The sequence below is a fragment of the Ruegeria sp. BG9 genome, assembly GCF_056538305.1.
The window spans coordinates 79,759-100,254 of sequence record NZ_JBQFSY010000010.1; the positions used below are offsets into that span (position 1 = coordinate 79,759).

The following is a 20,496-nucleotide window of genomic DNA, read 5'->3' on the forward strand; positions in this document are numbered from 1 at the left end:
ATGGAGAAAGTAAACGGAATCGGCGGGGTCTTTTTTCGTGCGAAGAACCCCAAGGCCCTGAGCGAATGGTATGAAAAGCACCTGGGGGTAAACCACTACGATCCGGTCCCTTGGAAGCAGGCCGAAGGCTATACGGTCTTTGCACCCTTCGCCCAGGATACCGCGTATTTTGGCCGAAGCGAGCAGCAGTGGATGATCAATTTCAGGGTTGATGATTTGGCCGCTTTGACACGCCAGCTACAGGACGCAGGGATCACCGTCGAAACCAATCCGGATTGGGATAGCGAGGTGGGTAAATTCGCCCGTGTTCATGATCCCGAAGGCAATCCCATCGAGCTATGGCAGCCAAATCAATGAATTGGCTGGAATGTATACCGTCGCATTCTTGTAAGTATCTGAAATAAAATGGGAATTGATGTATTTCGGGTGTGCCGTATAGTGTGTCGGATGAATCGGAGCCCCGCATGACGCCAATCGATGACCACCCTTTACGCTATCGGCTTGCCAATGAACTGCACGCCCGACCTTTTCCGGTGGCGCAGGTTCCATGCACGGTTGCCTTTCTGGCGATCAAAAAGCCCGGCACGTCGCAAAGTGGGGACCGGCAGGACGACATTGCGCATTTGATAAATCTGCTGGATCGTCACGGCGCGCCGCACCCTCAACCCGACGCGACCCACTATGCGGGGCAGATCGGACGCCATTGGCTCAAGTGGGAGCAACACACTGAGTTCGTAACCTTTACTGCGATCTCTCAGAACGTGAGTGAGCGGGCGTTCAACCCTGCCGACTTCGAAGTCTTCCCCCCGGATTGGATGATGGCCAGTCCCGGCCAAAGGATCACGTCGGCTTTGCTACGAGTTGTTCCGCGCCCAGAGGATGACGTCGTCCAGAACCTGCTACCGGATTGGTTCGAACCCGAAAGCCTTGCTGTGTCCCGCGTTTTGGACGATGCCGCGATCTGCGCCAGCGATTTTCGTATCGACCCGGCAGGGCATATGCGGTTTGCGCTGTTCGTCTCGGATGGAACCGGAGAGCGCCGGGTTGGGCGGATCATCCAGCGCCTGTGCGAGATCGAGACCTACAAGGCCATGTCCATGCTGGGGTTTGCGCGGGTCAAATCTCTGACAACGCGCATTGGCGAGTTGGATCAGAAGCTGACCGCGCTGATGGGCGAAATGACCGATGGCGGCAAGCATCCCGATGATATGCTACCGCAACTGCTGAAAACCTCGACCGAGTTGGAGACGATCTCGGCACGCTGTACCTTTCGGTTTGGGGCCACAGGCGCCTATGAGGCCATCGTTAACCAGCGCGTCAAGGTCTTGCGGGAAGAGCGGTTTATGGGGGGGCAGAGCTTTGCCGATTTCATGATGCGCCGCTATGACCCTGCGATGCGGACCGTGAAGTCGACTGAACTGCGCCTGCAGGCCCTGTCAGACCGGGCCATCCGCGCCGGAGATCTTCTGCGAACACGTGTGGACGTTGAACGCAGCGCGCAGAATCAGGCCTTGCTGGAAAGCATGGACCGCCGCGCCGATCAGGCCCTGCGCCTGCAGCGCACGGTCGAGGGGTTGTCGGTGGTTGCCATCAGCTACTACGCCGTCTCGCTGGTCAGCTATCTGCTGTATCCTCTGACGTCCGCGGGGATCAGTAAGGGAATGTTGACGGCTTTGGTCACGGTTCCGGTCATTCTGGCCGTTTGGGTGGGCGTCCGCAGAATTCGGCGTCGGCTGGAGTGAGCGGCGCTTGCCTCTGTTTGGTAGCGTTGTACTAGTAGCCGGCGAAGCGCATCAAACAAGCGGAGCTTTAATATGATCAGTGTCGTTGCTGCATGGCGCGCCGTCACCGCGATGTTCGCGCTGAACGGCGCTCTGTTCGGTATCTGGGCCTCCCGCATTCCGGCGGTGCGCGATCACCTGAACCTTAGCCATGAAGAGCTTGGCTATGGCCTTTTATTCATGGCTGCGGGCGCTGTCTGTTCCTTTCCAGTGACCGGACGATTGACCGACGGGTTTGGAGCCGTGTCGATCACGCGGATCATCGCGGTTCTTTACACCTTTTCGCTGGTTTTACTGGCGCTGGCTGACAGCTTCACCATGCTCGCGGCTTTCCTATTTCTGTTCGGTGCCTTTCATGGCTCGATGGATGTGGCGATGAACGCATGGGCTGCCGAGGTCGAGCAGGCCTTCGACAAACCGCTCATGTCCTCGTTTCATGCAATGTGGAGCCTTGGTGCCGGCCTTGGGGCGGTCAGTGGATTTATAGCTGTTCAGTGGGATGCGACTGTTCTGCAGCATTTTCTGGTTGCGGGAGGCGTTGTGGTGGCACTGGCCTTGGCGATGTCCTGGGTACAATGGACGTCGCGCCGCGCGGAGCAGTCTCAAGGTGCCGTGTTTGCGTTCCCATCCGGGGTGTTGATCCTCGTTGGTTTCACCGCGCTATGCGGTGCGCTAGGGGAAGGTGCCGTCGCCGATTGGAGCGCCCTGTTTCTGCACGACGTCACTGGGGCCGCTGAGAGTGTCGCAGCCTTGGGCTATGCGGTTTTTTCGGTCGCAATGGTGGTGTGTCGTTTGGCTGGCGGCTTCCTCATCGCGCGCGTTGGTCCGGTCGCGGCGGCGAGGGGCGGAGGTGTCTTTGCTGCGATAGGAGTGTTCTGCGTGGTGTCCGCCGGCGCTGAGCCATTGGCGTTGGTCGGGTTCACGCTGATGGGGGTCGGCTATGCGGTGATCATGCCCTTGGCGTTCAGCCGGGCCGCGAATGACCCGAATATCCCGCCGGGACAGGCCATCGCCAGTGTCGCAACGCTCGGATATGGGGGGCTGTTGATCGGACCGCCGCTGATCGGGTTTCTGGCCGAATTGCTGTCGCTGCGGATGGCGTTTGGTGTCTTGCTGCCGCTTGCGGTGCTGATCGTGGTCTGTGCCGGCGCGCTGAAGCGCGCCGACTGAGGTTTATTACCGGCCGCGAATGCGCGGATCCAGCGCATCACGCAAGCCATCGCCCAGATAGTTCACGCTGAGAACAGTCAGCGAGATCGCAAGGCCGGGCCAGAACACACGCTCGGGGTATTGCTGCAGATAGTCGACGCCATCAAACAACAAGCGGCCCCAAGTCGGGAAGTCCGGTGGGAAGCCGAGCCCGAGGAAGGACAGCGCGCTTTCGGTGATGATCGCCGTCGCAATCCCCAGCGTTGCCGACACCATGATTGGAGACAGCACGTTTGGCAGGATGTGTCGCGTGATGATCTGCCGGTTGCTGGTGCCGATGGAGCGTGCGGCCAGAACGAATTCACGCTCCTTGATGGCCAGCACATCGCCGCGTACGATCCGGGCCGTGGGCATCCATGAGGTGATACCGATGGCGCAGACGATCAGGATGAAAATCCCGCGCTCCAGCCCGAATGCGGCGGACAGAGGCTCGCGGAAGAGCAGCATCATGACCAGCAATAGGGGCAGCAGGGGCAGTGCGAGGAACAGATCGGTCAGGCGCATCAGCGGCCCATCGAGGCGTTTGAAGAAGCCCGCGATCACACCGATGAACGATCCCAGAAACAGTGCCAGCAACATAGCCGTGATGCCCACCGAGACCGAGGTCTGACCACCCGACATCATCCGTGCCAGAATATCCCGGCCCAGCTGATCGGTGCCGAAAGGATGTGCCCAACTTGGGCCCTGATTGCGCGAGCGGATGTCGATCTGGGTTGGGTCGATGCTCCAGATGTACGGCCCCAGATACACACCGGCAACGATGAAAATGAACAGGATCGCCCCGATCATCGCGCCTTTGTGCGTTTTGAATTGATCCCACACATCGCGCCACTGGCTGCGGGGCGGGGTGGCCAGGTCGTCCATCACTCCAGCGGTCGGCAGCGCGGTTGAGGCGGGGGCCAGTCCTTCGTCGGGGACCAGCGTGTCTGATTTGTCGGTATCAGTCATAGCGAATCCTCGGGTCCAGAATGCCGTACAGCACGTCAGCGATCAGGTTGAACAGAACGATCAACACGGCAAAGATGAATGTCAGCGTCTGCACCATCGGCAGGTCGTTGGCTTGAATCGCGCCGATCAGCAATTGGCCGATACCGTTCACCTTGAAGACCTGCTCGGTGATGATTGCGCCGCCGAAGATGGCCGGAATACCCAGCGCAATAACAGTAACCACCGGGATCATCGAATTGCGCAGGACGTGAACCATCACAACCGTGTATTCGCTCAGCCCTTTGGCGCGGGCGGTACGAACGTAATCCTGGTTGAGGTTGTCCAGCATCGAGGCGCGCATGAAGCGGCTCAACTGCGCCGTGATCTGCAGCGCCAGCACCATGACCGGCATGATCATCTGCTTCAGCTGTACGACGAAGCTATCCCAGCTATTCACCACGTGAGTCGTGTCATAGATCGATGGGAACCAGCCCAGCTGGACCGAGAAGATCACGATCACCAGCACGCCCGAGAAGAAGGGCGGGACTGAGAAGCCGACCATCGACACGAAGGTACCCATCTGGTCGAACCAGGAATACTGGCGGTATGCGGAATAGATGCCGATGGGCAGGGCGATCAGGATAGCAACCACATAGGCGGTGCCAACTACCCACAGGGTCTGCGGGATACGCTGAACGACGATGTCCATAACGGGAGAGCGGGTCTGCCACGAAATCACACGCAGGTCACCTTCTGAGAAGGTGGTGCCAAACATATGGTCGATCAGAACCTGCGGTTCGATCCAGAAGAACTGCACGATCCATTTCCAGAACCGGATATGCATCGGCTGGCCAAGGCCTAACGCCTCGCGCATCTTCTCTTTGACTTCGGGGGGGACGGTGAGGGGAACCTGTGCCATCGGGTCGCCAGGGGCAAGCTCGAGCAGCAGGAAAATGACGAGGCTGATGAACAGCAGCGTGGGTACGGCCAGCACCAGTCGTCTGATGGTAAAGTTGAGCATTCAAAGGCGCCTTTGTTGATGCGTCTTTTTGTTGGAGTGGTCTGCAAATGACCGCGCCCCGATAAAGATCGGGGCGCGATATTGCAAGATTAACGCTTAGGAACCGGTCTTGCGGTACCAGTCCGCAATGTTCCACAGCTCGCTATCCCAAACGTTCAGGACAACACCACCCAGGGTGTTTGCATGCGCCGACAGACGGCCACGGTGCACCAGCGGAATCATACCGCCGTTTTGAACCATGATGTCGTTCAGCTGCTTGGCGATTTCTGCACGAGCCTCTAGACCCGCGGTTTCAGCCAGTTTGGCGTGCAAGGCGTCAAACTCTTCGTTGCAGAAGCGGCTGATGTTCTCACCCTGCCACTGCGACTCTGGCTTCGGTGCCTTGTCGCACAGACCGTTGCCCAGATAGGACTGAGGGTCGGTGCCGTTGAAGGTGTTGGCGTACATCTCAACGTCTGCATAGAACTTCTGGAAGGTGTCAGGCGAACCCGGGTCACCACCGAAGAAGACCGATGCGTTGATGTTGCGCAGTTCGGACTCAATGCCGATCTGGCTCCACCATTCCTTGATCAGCGCCTGGAAGTCCTGACGCACAGCGTTGGTCGAGGTCTGGTAGACGATTTTCAGCGGCACACCGTCTTTTTCACGAATACCGTCGCCATCGGTGTCAACGATGCCTGCGTCATCCAGCAGCTTCTTGGCGCCTTCAATATCCTGCGTGTCACAGCTCATCGAGGTCGAGCTAAACGCAGCCGGGGCCGGAACCCAGTTACAGGTCACTTTGCCCGCCTGACCGTAGCCGATTTCCACCAGCAGCGGGCGGTCGATGGCCATGGACATGGCTTTGTAAACGGCCGGATCCTGCAGGAATGGGTGCGGATGCGCGGCTGTCGAGCGCTCGCCTTCCGGCAGGTCGGGCGACGGGTTGGTCTGGTTCAGCATGATACGCTCGACCAGCGGGCCGAAGCCTGCGACCGGAGTACCTTTGCCACCTTCCTGCATCTGCGCGATGACCTCTGGGGCCAACTGCAGGTTCCAGGCGTAGTCAAACTCGCCGGTTTCCATAACCGCACGACCTGCCGCTGTTGCGTCGCCGCCACCTTTGAAGGTCACGCTGGCAAACGCCGGCTTGGCCGGGTCACGGTAGTTGTCGTTGGCGGCAAATGTGATCACGTCGTTCGGTTTGAACTCGGTGACGACAAACGGGCCAGTGCCGATTGGGTTGAAGTTCTGATCTGTACATTCAGGAGCTTTTGCGCCCATGCAGTCAGCGAATTGAGCGGCCTGAATGATCGGGCTTTCACCACCCACGAACGGTCCATAGGGGAAGGGAGTCGGCGCGTCGAACGTTACCTTAACGGTTAGGTCATCGACAGCTTCGACGTCGGTGACGCCCTCAAACTTGGTCACCTGTGCACAACCGCCTTCGGGGTCCATGCAGTAGTTTGCGGTAAACACCACGTCAGCCGAGGTGAACGGTGTACCATCCGACCATGTGAGGCCAGGCGCAATCTTCCAGGTGATGGTGGTCAGGTCTTCGCTGACGCCGCCATTTTCAACGGTCGGGATTTCAGCGGCCAGATAAGGCACCATGTTCCCGTCTTGGTCGTAGCGTGCAAGTGGTTCAATAACCAGCGAGGCTGCCTCAACATCTTTTGTGCCACCCGATAGAAACGGGTTCATAATTGACGGAGCCTGCCAATAAATGATGCTGACATTGCCGTCCGATCCGCGCTCGGCAAAAGCCGCTGGGGCCATCGCCGTGCTTGCAATCGCACCAAGCAAAAGGGTTTTGATCTTCATAATTCACTCCCGAATTGGACACTTGCGTGTCTCGATTATCTCCGCAATGCCTGCGGATTTGGCGTTGCCGACTATTGGCTAAGGCATTGTTAGAAATAGCAATTGCATTTCGCGCAACGCGATTTCTGCCTTCGCTGGTTGTCGGTTACGCGGGTATCGAAACAGAACTTAGGAAAATTGCAAGCCTTGCCGTCACGAAATCGTGCATTGCGTTTGACTTTTCCTGGCTCGCCGCCTTAGCGTTCGGCATCCATAAAAACAAAACGACCCAAAAGGGAGCGCGCGCGTGCTGGATCAACCAATTGCCCAGATCAAAAAACTGAGGGTGGAGTTTCAGACGAAAGACGGCCCGGTCGTGGGCGTTGAGGACGTCTCGTTCGAGGTAAATCCGGGCGAAACGGTTTGTATTGTTGGCGAATCGGGCTCGGGCAAGTCGGTTTCATCGCTGTCTCTGATGCGTCTTGTCGAGTTCGGCGGAGGCGAAATCGCCGGAGGCGAGCTTCTGTTTGACCGCCGCGACGGGGCCGAGATGGACCTGGCCGATGCCGATCAGGATCTGATGAAACAGATTCGCGGCAATGAGATCGGAATGATCTTTCAGGAGCCGATGACCGCCCTGAACCCAGTTTTCACCGTTGGTCGGCAACTGACCGAAGGACTGCGCATTCACAAGGACATGTCCAAGGCGCAGGCTGAAGAGCGGGCTTTGGAGCTGCTGCGTCAGGTGCGAATCCCCGAACCCGAGCGCCGGTTGAAGCAGTACCCGCACGAGCTTTCAGGCGGCATGCGCCAACGCGTGGTGATTGCAATGGCGATGGCGTGCGAGCCGCGTCTGCTGATCGCGGATGAGCCGACGACCGCATTGGACGTGACGATTCAGGCCGAGATTCTGGCCCTGATGGACCGCTTGAAACGGGAAACCGGTACTGCGGTGATGTTTATCACTCACGATATGGCCGTGGTGGCACAAATGGCTGACCGCGTAGTCGTGATGTTCCGCGGCAACAAGGTCGAAGAAGGCACCGTCAAGGAAATCTTTGAGAACCCGCAGCACGATTACACCAAGGCTCTTTTGGCTGCGGTGCCGAAACTGGGTGAGATGCAGGGGAAGGCCGCGCCGGAACCGATGAAACTTCTGGGTGTTGAAGGACAGAACATCGCTCCGATTCCCGGCACGGAAGAAACACTGCTGACGGTCAAGAACCTGACCACGCGTTTCCCCGTAAAAGGCGGTTTGCTGCGCCGGACGATCTCGAACGTTCATGCGGTCGAGGATGTCTCGTTCACGCTGAACAAAGGCCAGACACTTAGCCTTGTGGGCGAGTCGGGCTGTGGCAAGTCCTCGGCCGGGCGTTCGATCCTGCGATTGGTCGAGCCGATGGCGGGCGAGGTCAATCTGGACGGCGTCGATATCATGAAGCTGGACCAATCCGGTCTACGCAAGGCGCGGCTGGATATGCAGATGATCTTTCAGGACCCGTTTGCCTCGCTCAATCCGCAGATGCAGTTGATCGACCAAGTGGCCGAACCCATGCGCAACTACGGCGTGGCCTCGGGGTCGGAACTGCAGGATCGCGTGGCGCAGCTGTTCGATAAGGTGCAACTGCCGCGCAGCTTCATGCGCCGTTTCCCGCATGAGATGTCCGGCGGTCAGCGCCAACGTATCGCAATCGCCCGCGCGTTGGCCTTAAACCCGAAACTGATCATCGCGGATGAGGCGGTCTCGGCGCTGGACGTGTCGGTGCAGGCGCAGGTGCTGAACCTGATGATGGAGCTGCAATCCGAGTTGAGCTTGTCTTACCTGTTCATCAGTCACGACATGGCCGTTGTCGAGCGGGTCAGCCACCATGTGGGCGTGATGTATCTGGGCCGGATTGTCGAACTTGGACCGCGCGCGCGGGTGTTCGAGAATCCACAGCATCCGTATACACAGGCGCTGATGAAGGCGGTTCCAATCGCGGACCCAAACAAACGGAAATCGGAAAAAGACTTGAATTTTAAGCCGATACCGTCGCCTATTCATCCAATTGGATACGCGCCAGAACCGTCTAACTACAAAGAGGTTGAGCCGGGCCATTTCATCCTGACTACGGATAGCGGGTACTAACACATATGCCACAGCGTCTGACGCCGCTTGAGATCATGACCAGGTTGATCTCATTCCCGACTGTAAGCCGTGACACAAACTTGCCGCTGGTGGACTGGGTCGAAGGTTACCTTAACGAACACGGTATAGAAGCCCATCGCTGGCCGGACCCGGATCAGCCGCACAAGGCGGCGATCTTTGCGCATGTCGGCCCGTGGGAAGAGGGGGGCGTTGTCCTCTCGGGTCATACGGATGTGGTTCCGGTTGACGGGCAGCCCTGGGATACGGATCCGTTCACCGTCACTGAGAAGGACGGCAAGTATTACGGACGCGGCACTTGCGACATGAAGGGCTTTGACGCGCTCGCGATCTGGGCTTTGGTCGAAGCGAGCAATGCCGGTCTCAAACGTCCTTTGCAATTGGCGCTGAGCTTCGATGAAGAGGTCGGATGCACTGGCGCTCCGCCAATGATCGAGGCAATGAACAAAGTGCTGCCCAAAGGCTCGGCCGTGATCGTGGGCGAGCCTTCGACAATGCAGGCTGTCACCGGCCACAAGGGTGGTTTTGGCTATGACACGCATATGGTCGGGTTCGAGGTTCATAGCTCGATCATGCACACAGGCGTCAATGCCATCATGGAGGCCGCTCCGCTGATCAATTGGGCGAATGAACAGAACGCCCGCAATCAGGCGGCCAAGCCCAGCGAAACCGCTGCCGTGTTCGATCCGCCCTGGACCACGGTCCATGTGGGCATGATCGAAGGCGGCACTGCGCATAATATCACCGCCAAGGATTGCCACTTCATGCTGGATTTCCGCACGGTGCCGGATGAAAGCAAAGCCGCGTGGCGCGATGACTATTTAGAACAGGTGCGCGCGGTTGAAGCGCGGATGCAGGCGGTTCACCCCGAAGCGCGGATCGAAATCTCTGAAAATTTCTCGATCCCCGGTCTGGTCCCCGAAAAGGATGGTGAGGCCGAAGCTTTGGTACGCGCCCTGACCGGTGACAACGCAAGCCATGTGGTCAGCTATGGCACCGAGGCCGGGCAGTTTCAGGAAGCAGGTTACTCAGCGGTCATCTGCGGCCCGGGCGACATCGCGCAGGCCCATCAACCGAACGAGTTCATCTCTGTCGCGCAGTTCGAAGCGGGCCATGCGTTCATGCAACGATTGGTCGAGAAACTGTCCAGCTGATCCCAAGGAGGTCCAAAATGCCGGTGAAAAACAGACTTGCTGAAATGCAGGCAGAGATCACCAAGTGGCGCCGACATCTGCATGCTCATCCCGAACTGATGTATGACGTTCACGAGACCGCCGCCTTTGTTGTTGAGCGGCTGAAGGCCTTCGGTGTCGATGAGATTACCGAAGGCGTCGGCAAGACAGGTGTTGTGGCCGTGATCAAGGGCCGCTCGGACACTAAGGGTCGGGTGATCGGATTGCGCGCAGATATGGACGCTCTGCCGATCGAAGAGGCGACGGGTCTGGACTATGCCTCGACCGTTCCGGGCAAGATGCATGCGTGTGGGCATGATGGACATACCTCGATGCTGCTTGGGGCTGCGCAGTACCTGGCCGAGACACGGAGTTTCGATGGCACCGCCGTGCTGATCTTTCAACCGGCCGAGGAGGGCGGCGCCGGAGGTCTGGCCATGTGTCAGGACGGGTTGATGGAGCGCTGGGGCATTCAGGAAGTCTACGGCATGCACAATATGCCCGGCCTGCCGGTTGGTGAATTTGCGATCCGGCCCGGAGCCTTGCTGGCCTCGTCGGACGAGTTCGAAATTACCGTCACCGGCAAGGGCGGCCACGCGGCAGCCCCGCATGAGGCGGTGGATACAACGCTTGTTGCCTCACATATTGTTGTGTCTTTGCAATCCGTTGTGGCCCGTACTGTCGATCCGATCAAACGGGTTGTTCTGACCGTAGGAACGTTTGAGACGGACAGCGTGGCCTCAAACGTGATTGCGCATACGGTTCGTCTGAAAGGCACGGTACGAACGCTTGACCCCGAGTACCGCACGATCGCGGAACAACGTGTTCGCCGGATTGCGGAAGATACGGCTTCGGCTTTTGACGCGTCCGCCAAGGTAGAATGGACACCGGGTTATCCGGTGACGGTAAACTCCGAGGCCGAGACCGGCTATGCCGCTGAAGCTGCTGCAGCTGTCGCTGGAAAGGTGAACGATGGCACTGATCCCATCATGCCGTCGGAAGATTTCGCCTACATGCTTGAAGAACGGCCCGGAGCCTACATCTTTCTAGGGAACGGAGACACTGCCATGTGTCACCACCCGGAATACAATTTCGATGATGACGCCATACCCGCCGGCTGCAGCTGGTTCGCTGAAATGGTCGAACGCCGGATGCCGGCCGAATGATTTAGGAGAGACAAGATATGCCAGTCAAAAACCGCTTTGCGGAATTGCAGGACGAGATCACCACATGGCGACGCGACCTGCACGAAAACCCCGAAATCCTGTTTGAAACCCACCGCACCAGCGCTTTGGTGGCCGAAAAGCTGACAGAGTTCGGCTGTGATGAGGTTGTCACCGGTATTGGCCGCACGGGCGTTGTCGGTGTGATCAAGGGCAAGTCGGACAGCAAAGGCAAGGTGATCGGTCTGCGCGCGGATATGGACGCTCTGCCGATCCTCGAGGCGACGGGGCTGGACTATGCCTCGAAAACGCCGGGCGCGATGCACGCTTGCGGCCATGATGGCCATACTGCGATGCTTCTTGGTGCAGCGAAGTACTTGTCGGAGACCCGCAATTTCGATGGCACCGTCGTAGTGATCTTCCAGCCTGCCGAAGAAGGCGGTGGCGGTGGTCGCGAGATGTGTGAAGACGGCATGATGGACCGCTGGAACATTCAGGAGGTCTACGGGATGCACAACTGGCCGGGCAAACCGGTCGGCAGCTTCTCGATCCGACCGGGGTCGTTCTTTGCGGCTACCGATCAGTTCGACATCACGTTTGAAGGGCGCGGCGGTCATGCGGCGAAACCTCAGGAGACGGTCGATACCACCGTGATGACGGCGCAGGCGGTGCTGGCGCTGCAGACGATCGCCTCGCGCAATGCAGATCCGGTCGATCAGGTGGTTGTGTCGGTGACCTCGTTCGAGACCTCGTCGAAGGCCTTCAACGTGATCCCGCAATCGGTTCAGATCAAAGGCACCGTGCGCACCATGAGTAAGGAGATGCGTGATCTAGCCGAGAAGCGGATTAACGAGATATGCAACGGCGTAGCGGCGACCTTTGGTGGCACAGCGGACGTCACCTATATTCGAGGCTATCCGGTCATGGTGAACAGCGACGAGCAGACCGAGTTTGCGGCTGACGTCGCGCGATCCGTGTCGGGTGCTTGCGAGGAGGCTCCTCTGGTCATGGGCGGCGAGGATTTTGCCTTTATGCTGGAAGAACGTCCGGGCGCCTATATCCTCGTGGGCAATGGCGACACGGCCATGGTCCATCACCCTGAGTACAATTTCAATGATGAGGCCATCCCTGCCGGGTGCAGCTGGTGGGCCGAGATTGTAGAACAGCGGATGCCTGCGGCCTGAATGACAGGGTGGGGGCTCTGCCCCCACACCCCCGGGATATTTTCAGCCAGATGAAGAAGGATCCTTCGGCTCTAGGCCGAGTGTGGAGCAGAGCGTTTCGATCACGTTTTGCAGCGCGTCTTTTTGGGTTGCGACGCAGGTGCGGGCGGCGGAGCGGGCTTGGGTCAGGGCTGCGTCGTTGGACAGCCAGTTGTCGACGGCTTTCTCAAGATCTTTGGCGGTTTCAACCTGAACGGCCCCGCCGGTGTCGATAAGGGGTGCGAAAGTTTCGGCGAAGTTGAAGTAGCCCGGACCGGTCATGACGGCAGCCCCGGCTTGAGCTGGTTCGAACGGGTTGTGACCGCCGATCTCTCTCAAAGACCCGCCGAGAAAGACAATCGGGCAAAGCGCGTACCATGTGCCGGTTTCGCCAAGGGTATCGGCCACGTAGACCTGAGTCTCATTTGTAATAGGGTCGGTCTTGGTTCGGAAGGCCGATGTGAGTTTGGCTTTGGTCAGGAGGGTCGCGACCTCCTCGCGCCGTTCCGGGTGTCGCGGTATCAGCAGCAACAGCAAGTCTGGGTACTGCTTAAGCAAAGCTTTGTGGGCGGCCAGAACCGTTTCCTCTTCGCCTGCATGGGTAGAGCTGGCGATCCAGACGGGTCGATGGCCAATCTGGTTTTGGATATCCGTCAGCGTGGTTTGATCCACCGGCAATGGGTCGGACATCGCCTTGAGGTTGGTGCCGGGCTGAACGCGATCAGGGTCCGCCCCAATTGCGATCAGATTCGTGGCCGTTTTGTCATTCTGCGTGAGAAACAGCGCGAAATGGTCCAGGATGAAGCGCGCAGTTTCAGGGCGTTTTTGCCACCCCGCCACGGACTTGTCGGATAAACGTGCGTTCAGAAGACACAAAGGCGTGCCGCGTCCAGCCGTCTCGACGATCAGGCGGGGCCAGATTTCGCTTTCTACGAATACGGCAGCATCTGGGGCCCAATGTTCCAGAAACCGCCGCACTGGCCCGGCGCTGTCTAAGGGCGGAAACTGATGTCGGGTGCGAGGGGGCAGTCGCGTGGCAATCAGCGCGGCTGAGGTGGGCGTGCCTGAGGTGATCAGGAACTCGGCTTGTGGCAGGCGCTCGCCAAGCCGGTGGATTAGGCTGAGCACCGAGAGGCTTTCGCCGACGCTGGCGGCGTGAAACCAGATCAATTGTCCCGCGGGGCGGTCGAGGCTGGCATAGCCCAGTCGCTCCTGCTGGCGCTGGTTCGAGACTTCGGCCGCCTGCAGCTTTTTGCGCACGGTCCGCCAGGCCAAAGGCTGCACGAGAGAGGTGACGCCGCAGTACAGCTTGTACAGCAGCGTCGGACGAACGTCAGAGCCGGGCATGTCAGCCGCCTGTGTGGCTCATGTGGCGGCTCATCTGGCCATCGACGGCCTGGCGGGAATAGTCGAAATCATGGCCTTTGGGCTTGAGGTTGATCGCAGCGCGGATCGCCTCTTCCAAGGGTTTTTCCGTGTCCGGGTGATCGCGCAGCGGCGCGCGCAGGTCGGCCATGTCCTCCTGTCCGAGGCACATGTAAAGCTCACCGGTGCAGGTCAGGCGCACGCGGTTGCAGCTTTCGCAGAAATTATGGGAAAGCGGGGTGATAAAGCCGATCTTCTGGCCAGTTTCTTCAAGCCGGACATAACGCGCCGGTCCTCCGGAGCGTTCGGCCAGATCGGTCACGCTATAGTGGTTTTCGTATTCCTTGCGCACATCTTTCAGCGACCAGTACTGGTCCAACCGGTCCTCATTGCCGATGTCGCCCATCGGCATGACCTCGATCCAGGTCAAGTCCATGTCGCGTTCGGCGCACCATTCGGTGATCTGGGGCAATTCGGGTTCGTTGAAGCCCTTCAGAGCCACAGCGTTAATCTTGACCCGCAGGCCCGCCTTTTGCGCCGCATCAATCCCGTTCAGAACCTGTTTCAGACGTCCCCATCGCGTAACGGCTGCGAATTTATCCTCATCCAGCGTGTCCAGTGAGATATTCACCCGTCGCACACCCGCCGCGTAGAGGTCATCGGCAAATCGCGAAAGCTGCGAGCCATTGGTTGTAAGCGTCAGTTCTTTCAGCGCGCCGCTTTCCAGATGACGGGTCATGGAGTTGAAGAACGTCATGATATTGCGACGCACGAGCGGCTCACCACCCGTGATGCGCAGTTTCTCAACGCCCATATTCACGAAGGTGGAACACATGCGGTCCAGCTCTTCCAGCGTCAGCAGCTCTTTCTTGGGCAGAAAGGTCATGTTCTCGGACATGCAATAGACACAGCGAAAGTCGCAGCGATCGGTTACCGAGACGCGCAGATACGTGATGGCACGGGCGAAAGGATCAATAAGCGGAGCAGTCATGCGGTATAGGTAAAGCTGGAATAGGCCCGCGACAAGAGTGAACTGTGCTTTGGTCTGGTACAGCTGCCTGACCGGTAGTAGGTTCGGAGTATGAGAGAACTGCTTGTGATATCCTGCGTTTTGCTGGTCGGGTGCGATACCGTGCGTTCGACAACGGATCGTTTGTTGGGGCGCGATGAGGCTGCTGAGGTAACACCTGCTGCTGTAGAGACCGCACCTGCTGAGGCGGAAAGCTCAGCCTATATCCAACCTGCAACTGCGACAGCGAACTGGACCGGGGCCAAGACCACTATTGCCGGGTTGGGCGATCCGTCGACTCCGGGCCGCTGGATGCAGACGCCATTGGTCGATTCCGAGGTGACCGCGCGGGTGGTTGTGCCGAAAACTGGGGCGCAGGCTTACATCACATTGGTTCCGGCCTCGGGGCCCGAGACGGGTGGCAGCCGTTTGTCACTAGATGCCATGCGGGCGTTGCTGGTGCCGTTTGATCAGCTGGTCGAGGTCGAGGTCTATGCGAACTAAATTTTCAGGTATTTTCCGGCCTCACGCCGGGCAAAAGGTTTCATCGCGTCGCCATGTGCGTCCAGAAAGGTCACGACCCGGTCTGGATCATGTTTGGAGAGTTCCCGCAGCCACCATGCAATGGATTTCTGAATGAACCAGTTCCGGTCGGGCACATAGCCTGCGGCCCAACCGAGGATTCGATCGCGGCGCGCCAGATCTTCGGTTTTGGGGTGGTTCTGTTTGGTCCAGGGCAGGGTCGAGACCAGAGCGGCGCGGCGGGTCCACATGTGGTCTGATCCCGTCCATGTTTCGACCTGATCCAGCCGCGTGGGATCAGCGCTCAGGCGTTTCTGGATGGCGGTGCAGGCGTGGTCGGCGATGGCCCACGCGTCGAAATCGGGCACCCAGCTTTGCAACAAGGTCCAGACATCCTCATCCGGGCGAATCCGGGCTTGTGTCAGTAGTTTAGAGGCCGCAACGCGCGCCTCGTGAATGTTAGTCTGCCAGAGCGCATCCGCGAGGGTGACGCGCTCGGCAACCGACAATTCCTTGCGCCAAGCTTTGGTCAGATCGTTGAGAACCGTGACGGCGACGCCCAGATAGGGACGCTCGGCCTTGTGATAGGCTGCGACCTGCTCCGCGCGCTCGGCATCGGCATGTGCCTTGATCTGATCCAGATATGGGGCAAGCATGGTTTAGACCGGAACCCCGGTAGGTTTGCCGTCAATCGTCTGCTGGTTCTTCTCGACCCAATAGGCGCGGATATCATCGTCTGATTTGCCGTCGACCCAATTTTGCATCGTGTCGCGATCCGACTGGAATTCCATGAACGGGACCGCATAGCCGCACGAGGTCTGCACCAGATCAATGCTGAGGTCGTAGATCTGCCGCGCGCTGCGATGGTTGGGGAATTGACCTGCCAGTTCGTCCCAACCGTCATCCCCCGCATGCAGGGTGCGTGCGGTGCCATAGGTGCGCAGGATCAGCGGGCGCGTGGTGAAGGAACACCACATCAGGGTCATGCGGTTGACCTCAAGCAGATGCCCGGCGGTTTCATTGCCGCTGCCGGTCAGGTTCATCCAAGCAATCCGGTTTGGCCCCAGAACACGCAGTGAATCCATGCCCTTGGGTGAGATATTGACCCGCCCCTCAACCCCGGCGCTGCCTACGAAGAACATGTGCTGCTCGGTGATGAATTTCTGATGAGCCTCGTCCAGATGGGGGAATTGCTTGGCCATGCCTTACTCCACAGTCACAGATTTCGCGAGGTTACGCGGCTGGTCCACATCCGTCCCCTTGGCGACAGCCGTGTGATAGGCCAACAACTGCGCGGGAACCGAGTAGAGGATCGGGGTCAGGTTCGTGTGGATGTGGGGCATGCGGATTGTGCTCCAGACATCATCGCCTGCCTCAACGATGCCGTCATCGTCCGACACTAGGATGACCTTGCCCTTGCGTGCCATCACCTCTTGCATGTTCGAGACAGTCTTGTCGAAAACGGCATCGCGCGGGGCCATGACCACCACGGGCATATGCTTGTCGATCAGCGCGATGGGGCCGTGTTTCAACTCGCCCGACGCGTAGCCTTCGGCGTGAATATAGCTGATTTCCTTCAGTTTCAGCGCGCCTTCCATCGCCAGCGGATACATCAGGCCACGGCCCAGAAACAGCACGTCGCGCGCCTCGGATAGGCGCTGGGCAGATTTGCGGATGGCGCGGTTTTGATCCAGTGCTGCGTTCAAGACCGAGGGCAAGCCGCGCAGGGCGGCGGCGTGATCGGCCAGTTCCTCATCGCTCAGTGTACCCCGGTCAGCGGCGGCCTTGAGCGCCAGCATCAGCAGAACGCTTAGCTGGCAGGTGAAAGCCTTGGTCGAGGCGACGCCGATTTCAACCCCCGCATGGATGGGCAGGGCGATATCGCTTTCCCGCGCAATCGAGCTTTCGGGAACATTGACGACCGAAACGATCTTGTCGGCCTTACCCTCGCAATAGCGCAGCGCGGCCAGCGTATCGGCGGTTTCGCCCGACTGGCTAACAAACAAGGCCAGCGTGCGGTCAGTGATCGGAGGTTCGCGATAGCGGAATTCGCTGGCGATATCGACCTCGACCGGCATTTTCGCCAGCTGCTCGAACCAGTACTTCGCCGTCAGGCAGGCATAAAAGGCCGTGCCGCAGGCGACCATGGTCAGGCGATCCAGCTTGGTGAAATCCAGATCGGTCTCGGGTAGAACCACGCGGTCTCCGCCGGTGGGCAGGTATGAGCGGATCGCCTCGGCCACGACCACCGGTTGCTCGGCGATTTCCTTGGCCATGAAGTGCTTGTGTTCGCCCTTGTCGGCACGGGCCGTATCCAGCTTGATCTTACGCATTTCGCGATTGGCCAGTTCACCGGCTTCGGTGCGAATTTCCAGCGAGGTGCGGGTCAGGACAGCGCGGTCGCCTTCCTCAAGATAGGTGATCTTGTTGGTCAGCGGAGCAAGAGCAATCGCGTCAGAACCCACATACATCTCGCCTTCTCCATGGCCGATCGCCAGCGGAGAACCCTTGCGCGCGGCCACGATCAGGTCGTCTTGACCGTCGAACAGAAAGGCCAACGCAAATGCACCTTCCAGCTGGTCGATAGTCTTGAAGGCCGCTTCAACAGGGGACAGACCGGTATTCAGGTAGTGTGCGGCCATCAGGGCCACGGTTTCGGTGTCGGTCTCGGTCACGAAATCCACGCCGTGTTCGGCCAGTTCGGCGCGTAGCTCGCGGTAGTTTTCGACAATGCCGTTATGGACAACGGCGACTGGCCCGGCTTTGTGCGGATGCGCGTTGGTGACCGAGGGCGCGCCGTGCGTGGCCCAGCGGGTGTGCCCGATCCCGGATTTGCCGGGCAAAGGATCGTGGACCAGAAGGTCGCTCAAGTTCACCAGCTTGCCAACGGCCCGACGGCGTCCCAAAGCGCCATCGTTGACGGTCGCAATCCCTGCGCTGTCATAGCCGCGATATTCCAGCCGTTTCAGGGCTTCAACCAAAATGGGGGCAGCCTCATGCTGTCCCAATACACCTACAATTCCACACATAAACTCAGGCCTCTTTATCGCGGCGAGCCTTTTTCGCCTTTAACATATCAAACAATTTGCGCGCATAGCCGGGCTTATTTTCCTGTTTGGCGCGCGCGACGGCCAGCGCCTCGGCTTCCACGTCTTTGGTTACGACCGTTCCCGTTGCCGTCATTGCGCCATCACCTACGGTCACCGGAGCCACCAGCATTGTATTGGACCCAATAAAGACACCCTCACCAATCGTGGTCTTGTGCTTCATCACGCCGTCATAGTTGCAGGTGATCGTGCCTGCCCCGATATTCGAACCCGCCCCAACCGAGGCATCCCCGATATAGCTGAGGTGATTGACCTTGGCGCCCTCGGCGATCTCGGCATTCTTGATCTCGACGAAATTGCCGATGCGCGCGTTTTCCGCCAATTCCGCGCCGGGGCGCAGGCGGGCATACGGGCCGATGATGGCCTCTCGGCTGACATGGCAGCCCTCCAGATGCGAAAACGCCCGGATCGTTGCGCCGCTTTCGACGGTCACGCCGGGACCGAAGACCACATTTGGTTCGATCACCGTATCGCGCCCGATCACCGTATCGGCGGCAAGGTAGACCGTTTCCGGGGCCATCAGTGTGACCCCCAAATCCAGCAACTCGGCCCGTGCCTGCGCCTGAAACACCCCATCCGCTGCGGCCAGATCTGCGCGAGAGTTCACGCCTAGCGTCTGCGCCTCATCGCAGGCGACCGCTGTCACGCTTAGATCGCGGGAGCGGGCGATTTCGACCACATCCGTCAGGTAGTATTCGCCCGAGGCGTTGTCGTTGCTGACCGCATCAATAAGGGACATCAAGGTTTCCGCATTGCAGGCCAACAGACCCGAGTTGCAGAAGGTGATCGCGCGTTCTTCATCTGATGCGTCCTTGAACTCGACGATCCGCTCCAACGTGTCGCCATTCATCACTAGGCGGCCATAACGGGCCGGGTCGGCGGCTGCAAAACCGAGAATCACCAGATCATTCTGCACGCGCGCTTCAATCATCCGCTCGAGCGTGTCGGCTTGAAGGAACGGCGTATCACCGTAGAGAACCACGACATCGCCATCGAACCCTTCCAGCGCATCGCGGGCCTGTGCGACGGCATGAGCGGTGCCCAGTTGCTCCTCTTGCACCGCGATCTGCGCGGTCTCATCCTCGGCCTGTGCGATCTTGGCGACGGCCTCGGCCCCGTGGCCTGTGACGATCACGGTGCGCTCGGGCGACAGTACGGAACCGGCGCGCATGGCGTGAACCAGCATCGGAACCTGAGCGATCGGGTGCAGGACTTTGGGGATATCCGAATTCATCCTGGTGCCTTTCCCGGCGGCAAGGATGACAAGAGCGGTGGTCATGAAATCGTTTTCTCTTTGTGTTTTGTTGCCGTCCGTTTTATCCGCTGAGGGCAAAGGCGCAAGCCGTTCGGCCATCAAACTAGATTGCCGATTGCAACAGGACATGGCGGAAACCTGCCGAGCAAGGAGGCGCAATGCGCACGGTCATCTTCGATCTGGACGGCACTTTGGCGGATACATCGGGCGATTTGCTGGCCGCTGCAAACCATTGTTTTCGCGAGATGGGGCATGGGGATGTTCTGGTTCACGGGCAGGATGCGGGTATCGCCGTGCGTGGCGGGCGTATGATGCTGACGCACGGATTGAAGCGCGTCGGGGCCTATGATGAAGGCACGGTTGACGCGTATTACCCGGTTTTGCTGGAGGCCTACGCGCAGGACATCGACACCCACACGCAGTTCTACCCCGGTGCTTTGGAGGCGGTCGAGGCCTTGAAAACCGCAGGCTATGGCGTTGGGATCTGCACCAACAAGCCAGAGCGTCTGGCGCATCAATTGCTCAGCCAGGTGGGGGTGCTAGATCACTTCGCCTCCTTGGTCGGTGCGGACACTCTACCGGTGCGTAAACCTGACCCTGAGCCTCTGCGCGAGGCCGCGCGGCGTGCGGGTGGGCATCCGGATCTGTGCGTTCTGATCGGGGATTCCGATACCGACCGCAATACCGCGAAAGCGGCCGGGGTGCCTTCGGTTCTGGTTACTTTCGGGCCCTCTGGCGACGATATGGCCGCTTTGGAGCCCGAGGCGCTGCTGCATCATTTCGACGATCTGCCCGAACTTGTGGCTGAGTTAATCGGTGCGGCGGCTTGATCCCT

General features: G+C 59.1%; 18 protein-coding genes. 9 read left to right on the plus strand and 9 right to left on the minus strand.

Annotated features, from left to right (window positions below):
• The 3 genes from ACR0I8_RS17460 to ACR0I8_RS17470 all read left to right on the plus strand — a co-directional run bounded on the left by ACR0I8_RS17460 (nucleotide 1) and on the right by ACR0I8_RS17470 (nucleotide 2,951).
• Nucleotides 1-357 carry a VOC family protein gene (locus ACR0I8_RS17460; protein WP_170691897.1) on the plus strand — a complete coding sequence of 119 codons (357 nt, stop codon included), beginning with the start codon at nucleotides 1-3 and terminating at the stop codon, nucleotides 355-357.
• Between the two features lie 107 nt (nucleotides 358-464).
• Complete coding sequence (locus ACR0I8_RS17465; RefSeq protein WP_170691900.1) at nucleotides 465-1,742, plus strand: DUF3422 domain-containing protein; 1,278 nt, start codon at nucleotides 465-467, stop codon at nucleotides 1,740-1,742.
• A gap of 72 nt (nucleotides 1,743-1,814) precedes the next feature.
• Complete coding sequence (locus ACR0I8_RS17470) at nucleotides 1,815-2,951, plus strand: MFS transporter (protein ID WP_170691903.1); 1,137 nt, start codon at nucleotides 1,815-1,817, stop codon at nucleotides 2,949-2,951.
• A 6-nt stretch (nucleotides 2,952-2,957) separates the two neighbouring features.
• Here the strand turns inward: ACR0I8_RS17470 and ACR0I8_RS17475 are convergent, their stop codons facing one another.
• The 3 genes from ACR0I8_RS17475 to ACR0I8_RS17485 form a co-directional block, all read right to left on the minus strand.
• A complete protein-coding gene (locus tag ACR0I8_RS17475; protein ID WP_170483720.1) occupies nucleotides 2,958-3,938 on the minus strand; it encodes an ABC transporter permease in 981 nt (326 codons plus the stop codon).
• Complete coding sequence (locus tag ACR0I8_RS17480; RefSeq protein ID WP_170375080.1) at nucleotides 3,931-4,938, minus strand: ABC transporter permease; 1,008 nt, start codon at nucleotides 4,936-4,938, stop codon at nucleotides 3,931-3,933. The genes ACR0I8_RS17475 and ACR0I8_RS17480 overlap by 8 nt, the downstream gene beginning before the upstream one ends.
• 96 nt (nucleotides 4,939-5,034) lie before the next feature.
• Entirely contained in the window at nucleotides 5,035-6,741 is a 1,707-nt protein-coding gene (locus ACR0I8_RS17485; RefSeq protein ID WP_170375081.1) for a peptide ABC transporter substrate-binding protein, read from the minus strand.
• Between the two features lie 286 nt (nucleotides 6,742-7,027).
• On the opposite strand from ACR0I8_RS17485, the gene ACR0I8_RS17490 reads away from it, so the two are divergent.
• From ACR0I8_RS17490 to ACR0I8_RS17505, 4 genes are read left to right on the plus strand one after another with little or no spacing between them, the layout of a single operon-like run.
• Nucleotides 7,028-8,848, plus strand: coding sequence for an ABC transporter ATP-binding protein (locus ACR0I8_RS17490; protein WP_170691906.1), 1,821 nt, complete (start codon nucleotides 7,028-7,030; stop codon nucleotides 8,846-8,848).
• 5 nt (nucleotides 8,849-8,853) lie between these two features.
• Complete coding sequence (argE, locus tag ACR0I8_RS17495) at nucleotides 8,854-10,020, plus strand: acetylornithine deacetylase (RefSeq protein WP_170691908.1); 1,167 nt, start codon at nucleotides 8,854-8,856, stop codon at nucleotides 10,018-10,020.
• 17 nt (nucleotides 10,021-10,037) lie between these two features.
• Nucleotides 10,038-11,204: a M20 aminoacylase family protein gene (locus ACR0I8_RS17500; protein WP_170691910.1), complete on the plus strand. Its 1,167-nt coding sequence runs from the start codon at nucleotides 10,038-10,040 to the stop codon at nucleotides 11,202-11,204.
• Nucleotides 11,205-11,221: 17 nt separating this feature from the next.
• Complete coding sequence (locus tag ACR0I8_RS17505) at nucleotides 11,222-12,385, plus strand: M20 aminoacylase family protein (protein ID WP_170554285.1); 1,164 nt, start codon at nucleotides 11,222-11,224, stop codon at nucleotides 12,383-12,385.
• Nucleotides 12,386-12,427: 42 nt separating this feature from the next.
• Here the strand turns inward: ACR0I8_RS17505 and ACR0I8_RS17510 are convergent, their stop codons facing one another.
• Nucleotides 12,428-13,750, minus strand: a complete 1,323-nt coding sequence (locus tag ACR0I8_RS17510) for a 3-deoxy-D-manno-octulosonic acid transferase (RefSeq protein WP_170691912.1) — start codon at nucleotides 13,748-13,750, stop codon at nucleotides 12,428-12,430.
• Between the two features lies 1 nt (nucleotide 13,751).
• On the minus strand, nucleotides 13,752-14,759 hold the full coding sequence (moaA, locus tag ACR0I8_RS17515; protein WP_170637112.1) for a GTP 3',8-cyclase MoaA: 1,008 nt from the start codon (nucleotides 14,757-14,759) through the stop codon (nucleotides 13,752-13,754).
• Nucleotides 14,760-14,849: 90 nt separating this feature from the next.
• On the opposite strand from moaA, the gene ACR0I8_RS17520 reads away from it, so the two are divergent.
• Nucleotides 14,850-15,281, plus strand: coding sequence for a hypothetical protein (locus tag ACR0I8_RS17520; RefSeq protein ID WP_170467929.1), 432 nt, complete (start codon nucleotides 14,850-14,852; stop codon nucleotides 15,279-15,281).
• Here ACR0I8_RS17520 and ACR0I8_RS17525 read toward each other — a convergent pair.
• From ACR0I8_RS17525 to glmU, 4 genes are read right to left on the minus strand one after another with little or no spacing between them, the layout of a single operon-like run.
• Nucleotides 15,278-15,955, minus strand: coding sequence for a DNA alkylation repair protein (locus tag ACR0I8_RS17525; protein ID WP_170691914.1), 678 nt, complete (start codon nucleotides 15,953-15,955; stop codon nucleotides 15,278-15,280). The two genes, ACR0I8_RS17520 and ACR0I8_RS17525, sit on opposite strands and share 4 nt — an antisense overlap.
• A 3-nt stretch (nucleotides 15,956-15,958) precedes the next feature.
• Nucleotides 15,959-16,501 carry a pyridoxamine 5'-phosphate oxidase family protein gene (locus ACR0I8_RS17530; RefSeq protein ID WP_170691916.1) on the minus strand — a complete coding sequence of 181 codons (543 nt, stop codon included), beginning with the start codon at nucleotides 16,499-16,501 and terminating at the stop codon, nucleotides 15,959-15,961.
• Nucleotides 16,502-16,504: 3 nt separating this feature from the next.
• Nucleotides 16,505-18,328 carry a glutamine--fructose-6-phosphate transaminase (isomerizing) gene (gene glmS / locus ACR0I8_RS17535; RefSeq protein WP_170691918.1) on the minus strand — a complete coding sequence of 608 codons (1,824 nt, stop codon included), beginning with the start codon at nucleotides 18,326-18,328 and terminating at the stop codon, nucleotides 16,505-16,507.
• Between the two features lie 4 nt (nucleotides 18,329-18,332).
• Nucleotides 18,333-19,685 carry a bifunctional UDP-N-acetylglucosamine diphosphorylase/glucosamine-1-phosphate N-acetyltransferase GlmU gene (gene glmU, locus ACR0I8_RS17540; protein WP_170691920.1) on the minus strand — a complete coding sequence of 451 codons (1,353 nt, stop codon included), beginning with the start codon at nucleotides 19,683-19,685 and terminating at the stop codon, nucleotides 18,333-18,335.
• Nucleotides 19,686-19,819: 134 nt separating this feature from the next.
• Here glmU and ACR0I8_RS17545 point away from each other — a divergent pair, with 134 nt between their 5' ends.
• Nucleotides 19,820-20,491, plus strand: a complete 672-nt coding sequence (locus ACR0I8_RS17545) for an HAD-IA family hydrolase (protein WP_170691922.1) — start codon at nucleotides 19,820-19,822, stop codon at nucleotides 20,489-20,491.
• The last annotated feature ends 5 nt before the right edge of the window (nucleotides 20,492-20,496 follow it).

Excerpts from the sequence above, each read along its gene's own strand:
- ACR0I8_RS17460 (WP_170691897.1), top strand. The coding sequence starts at position 1 with ATGGAGAAAGTAAACGGAATCGGCGGGGTCTTTTTTCGTGCGAAGAAC.
- ACR0I8_RS17465 (WP_170691900.1), top strand. The coding sequence starts at position 465 with ATGACGCCAATCGATGACCACCCTTTACGCTATCGGCTTGCCAATGAA.
- ACR0I8_RS17470 (WP_170691903.1), top strand. The coding sequence starts at position 1,815 with ATGATCAGTGTCGTTGCTGCATGGCGCGCCGTCACCGCGATGTTCGCG.
- ACR0I8_RS17475 (WP_170483720.1), bottom strand. The coding sequence starts at position 3,938 with ATGACTGATACCGACAAATCAGACACGCTGGTCCCCGACGAAGGACTG.
- ACR0I8_RS17480 (WP_170375080.1), bottom strand. The coding sequence starts at position 4,938 with ATGCTCAACTTTACCATCAGACGACTGGTGCTGGCCGTACCCACGCTG.
- ACR0I8_RS17485 (WP_170375081.1), bottom strand. The coding sequence starts at position 6,741 with ATGAAGATCAAAACCCTTTTGCTTGGTGCGATTGCAAGCACGGCGATG.
- argE (WP_170691908.1), top strand. The coding sequence starts at position 8,854 with ATGCCACAGCGTCTGACGCCGCTTGAGATCATGACCAGGTTGATCTCA.
- ACR0I8_RS17500 (WP_170691910.1), top strand. The coding sequence starts at position 10,038 with ATGCCGGTGAAAAACAGACTTGCTGAAATGCAGGCAGAGATCACCAAG.
- ACR0I8_RS17505 (WP_170554285.1), top strand. The coding sequence starts at position 11,222 with ATGCCAGTCAAAAACCGCTTTGCGGAATTGCAGGACGAGATCACCACA.
- ACR0I8_RS17510 (WP_170691912.1), bottom strand. The coding sequence starts at position 13,750 with ATGCCCGGCTCTGACGTTCGTCCGACGCTGCTGTACAAGCTGTACTGC.
- moaA (WP_170637112.1), bottom strand. The coding sequence starts at position 14,759 with ATGACTGCTCCGCTTATTGATCCTTTCGCCCGTGCCATCACGTATCTG.
- ACR0I8_RS17520 (WP_170467929.1), top strand. The coding sequence starts at position 14,850 with ATGAGAGAACTGCTTGTGATATCCTGCGTTTTGCTGGTCGGGTGCGAT.
- ACR0I8_RS17525 (WP_170691914.1), bottom strand. The coding sequence starts at position 15,955 with ATGCTTGCCCCATATCTGGATCAGATCAAGGCACATGCCGATGCCGAG.
- ACR0I8_RS17530 (WP_170691916.1), bottom strand. The coding sequence starts at position 16,501 with ATGGCCAAGCAATTCCCCCATCTGGACGAGGCTCATCAGAAATTCATC.
- glmS (WP_170691918.1), bottom strand. The coding sequence starts at position 18,328 with ATGTGTGGAATTGTAGGTGTATTGGGACAGCATGAGGCTGCCCCCATT.
- glmU (WP_170691920.1), bottom strand. The coding sequence starts at position 19,685 with ATGACCACCGCTCTTGTCATCCTTGCCGCCGGGAAAGGCACCAGGATG.
- ACR0I8_RS17545 (WP_170691922.1), top strand. The coding sequence starts at position 19,820 with ATGCGCACGGTCATCTTCGATCTGGACGGCACTTTGGCGGATACATCG.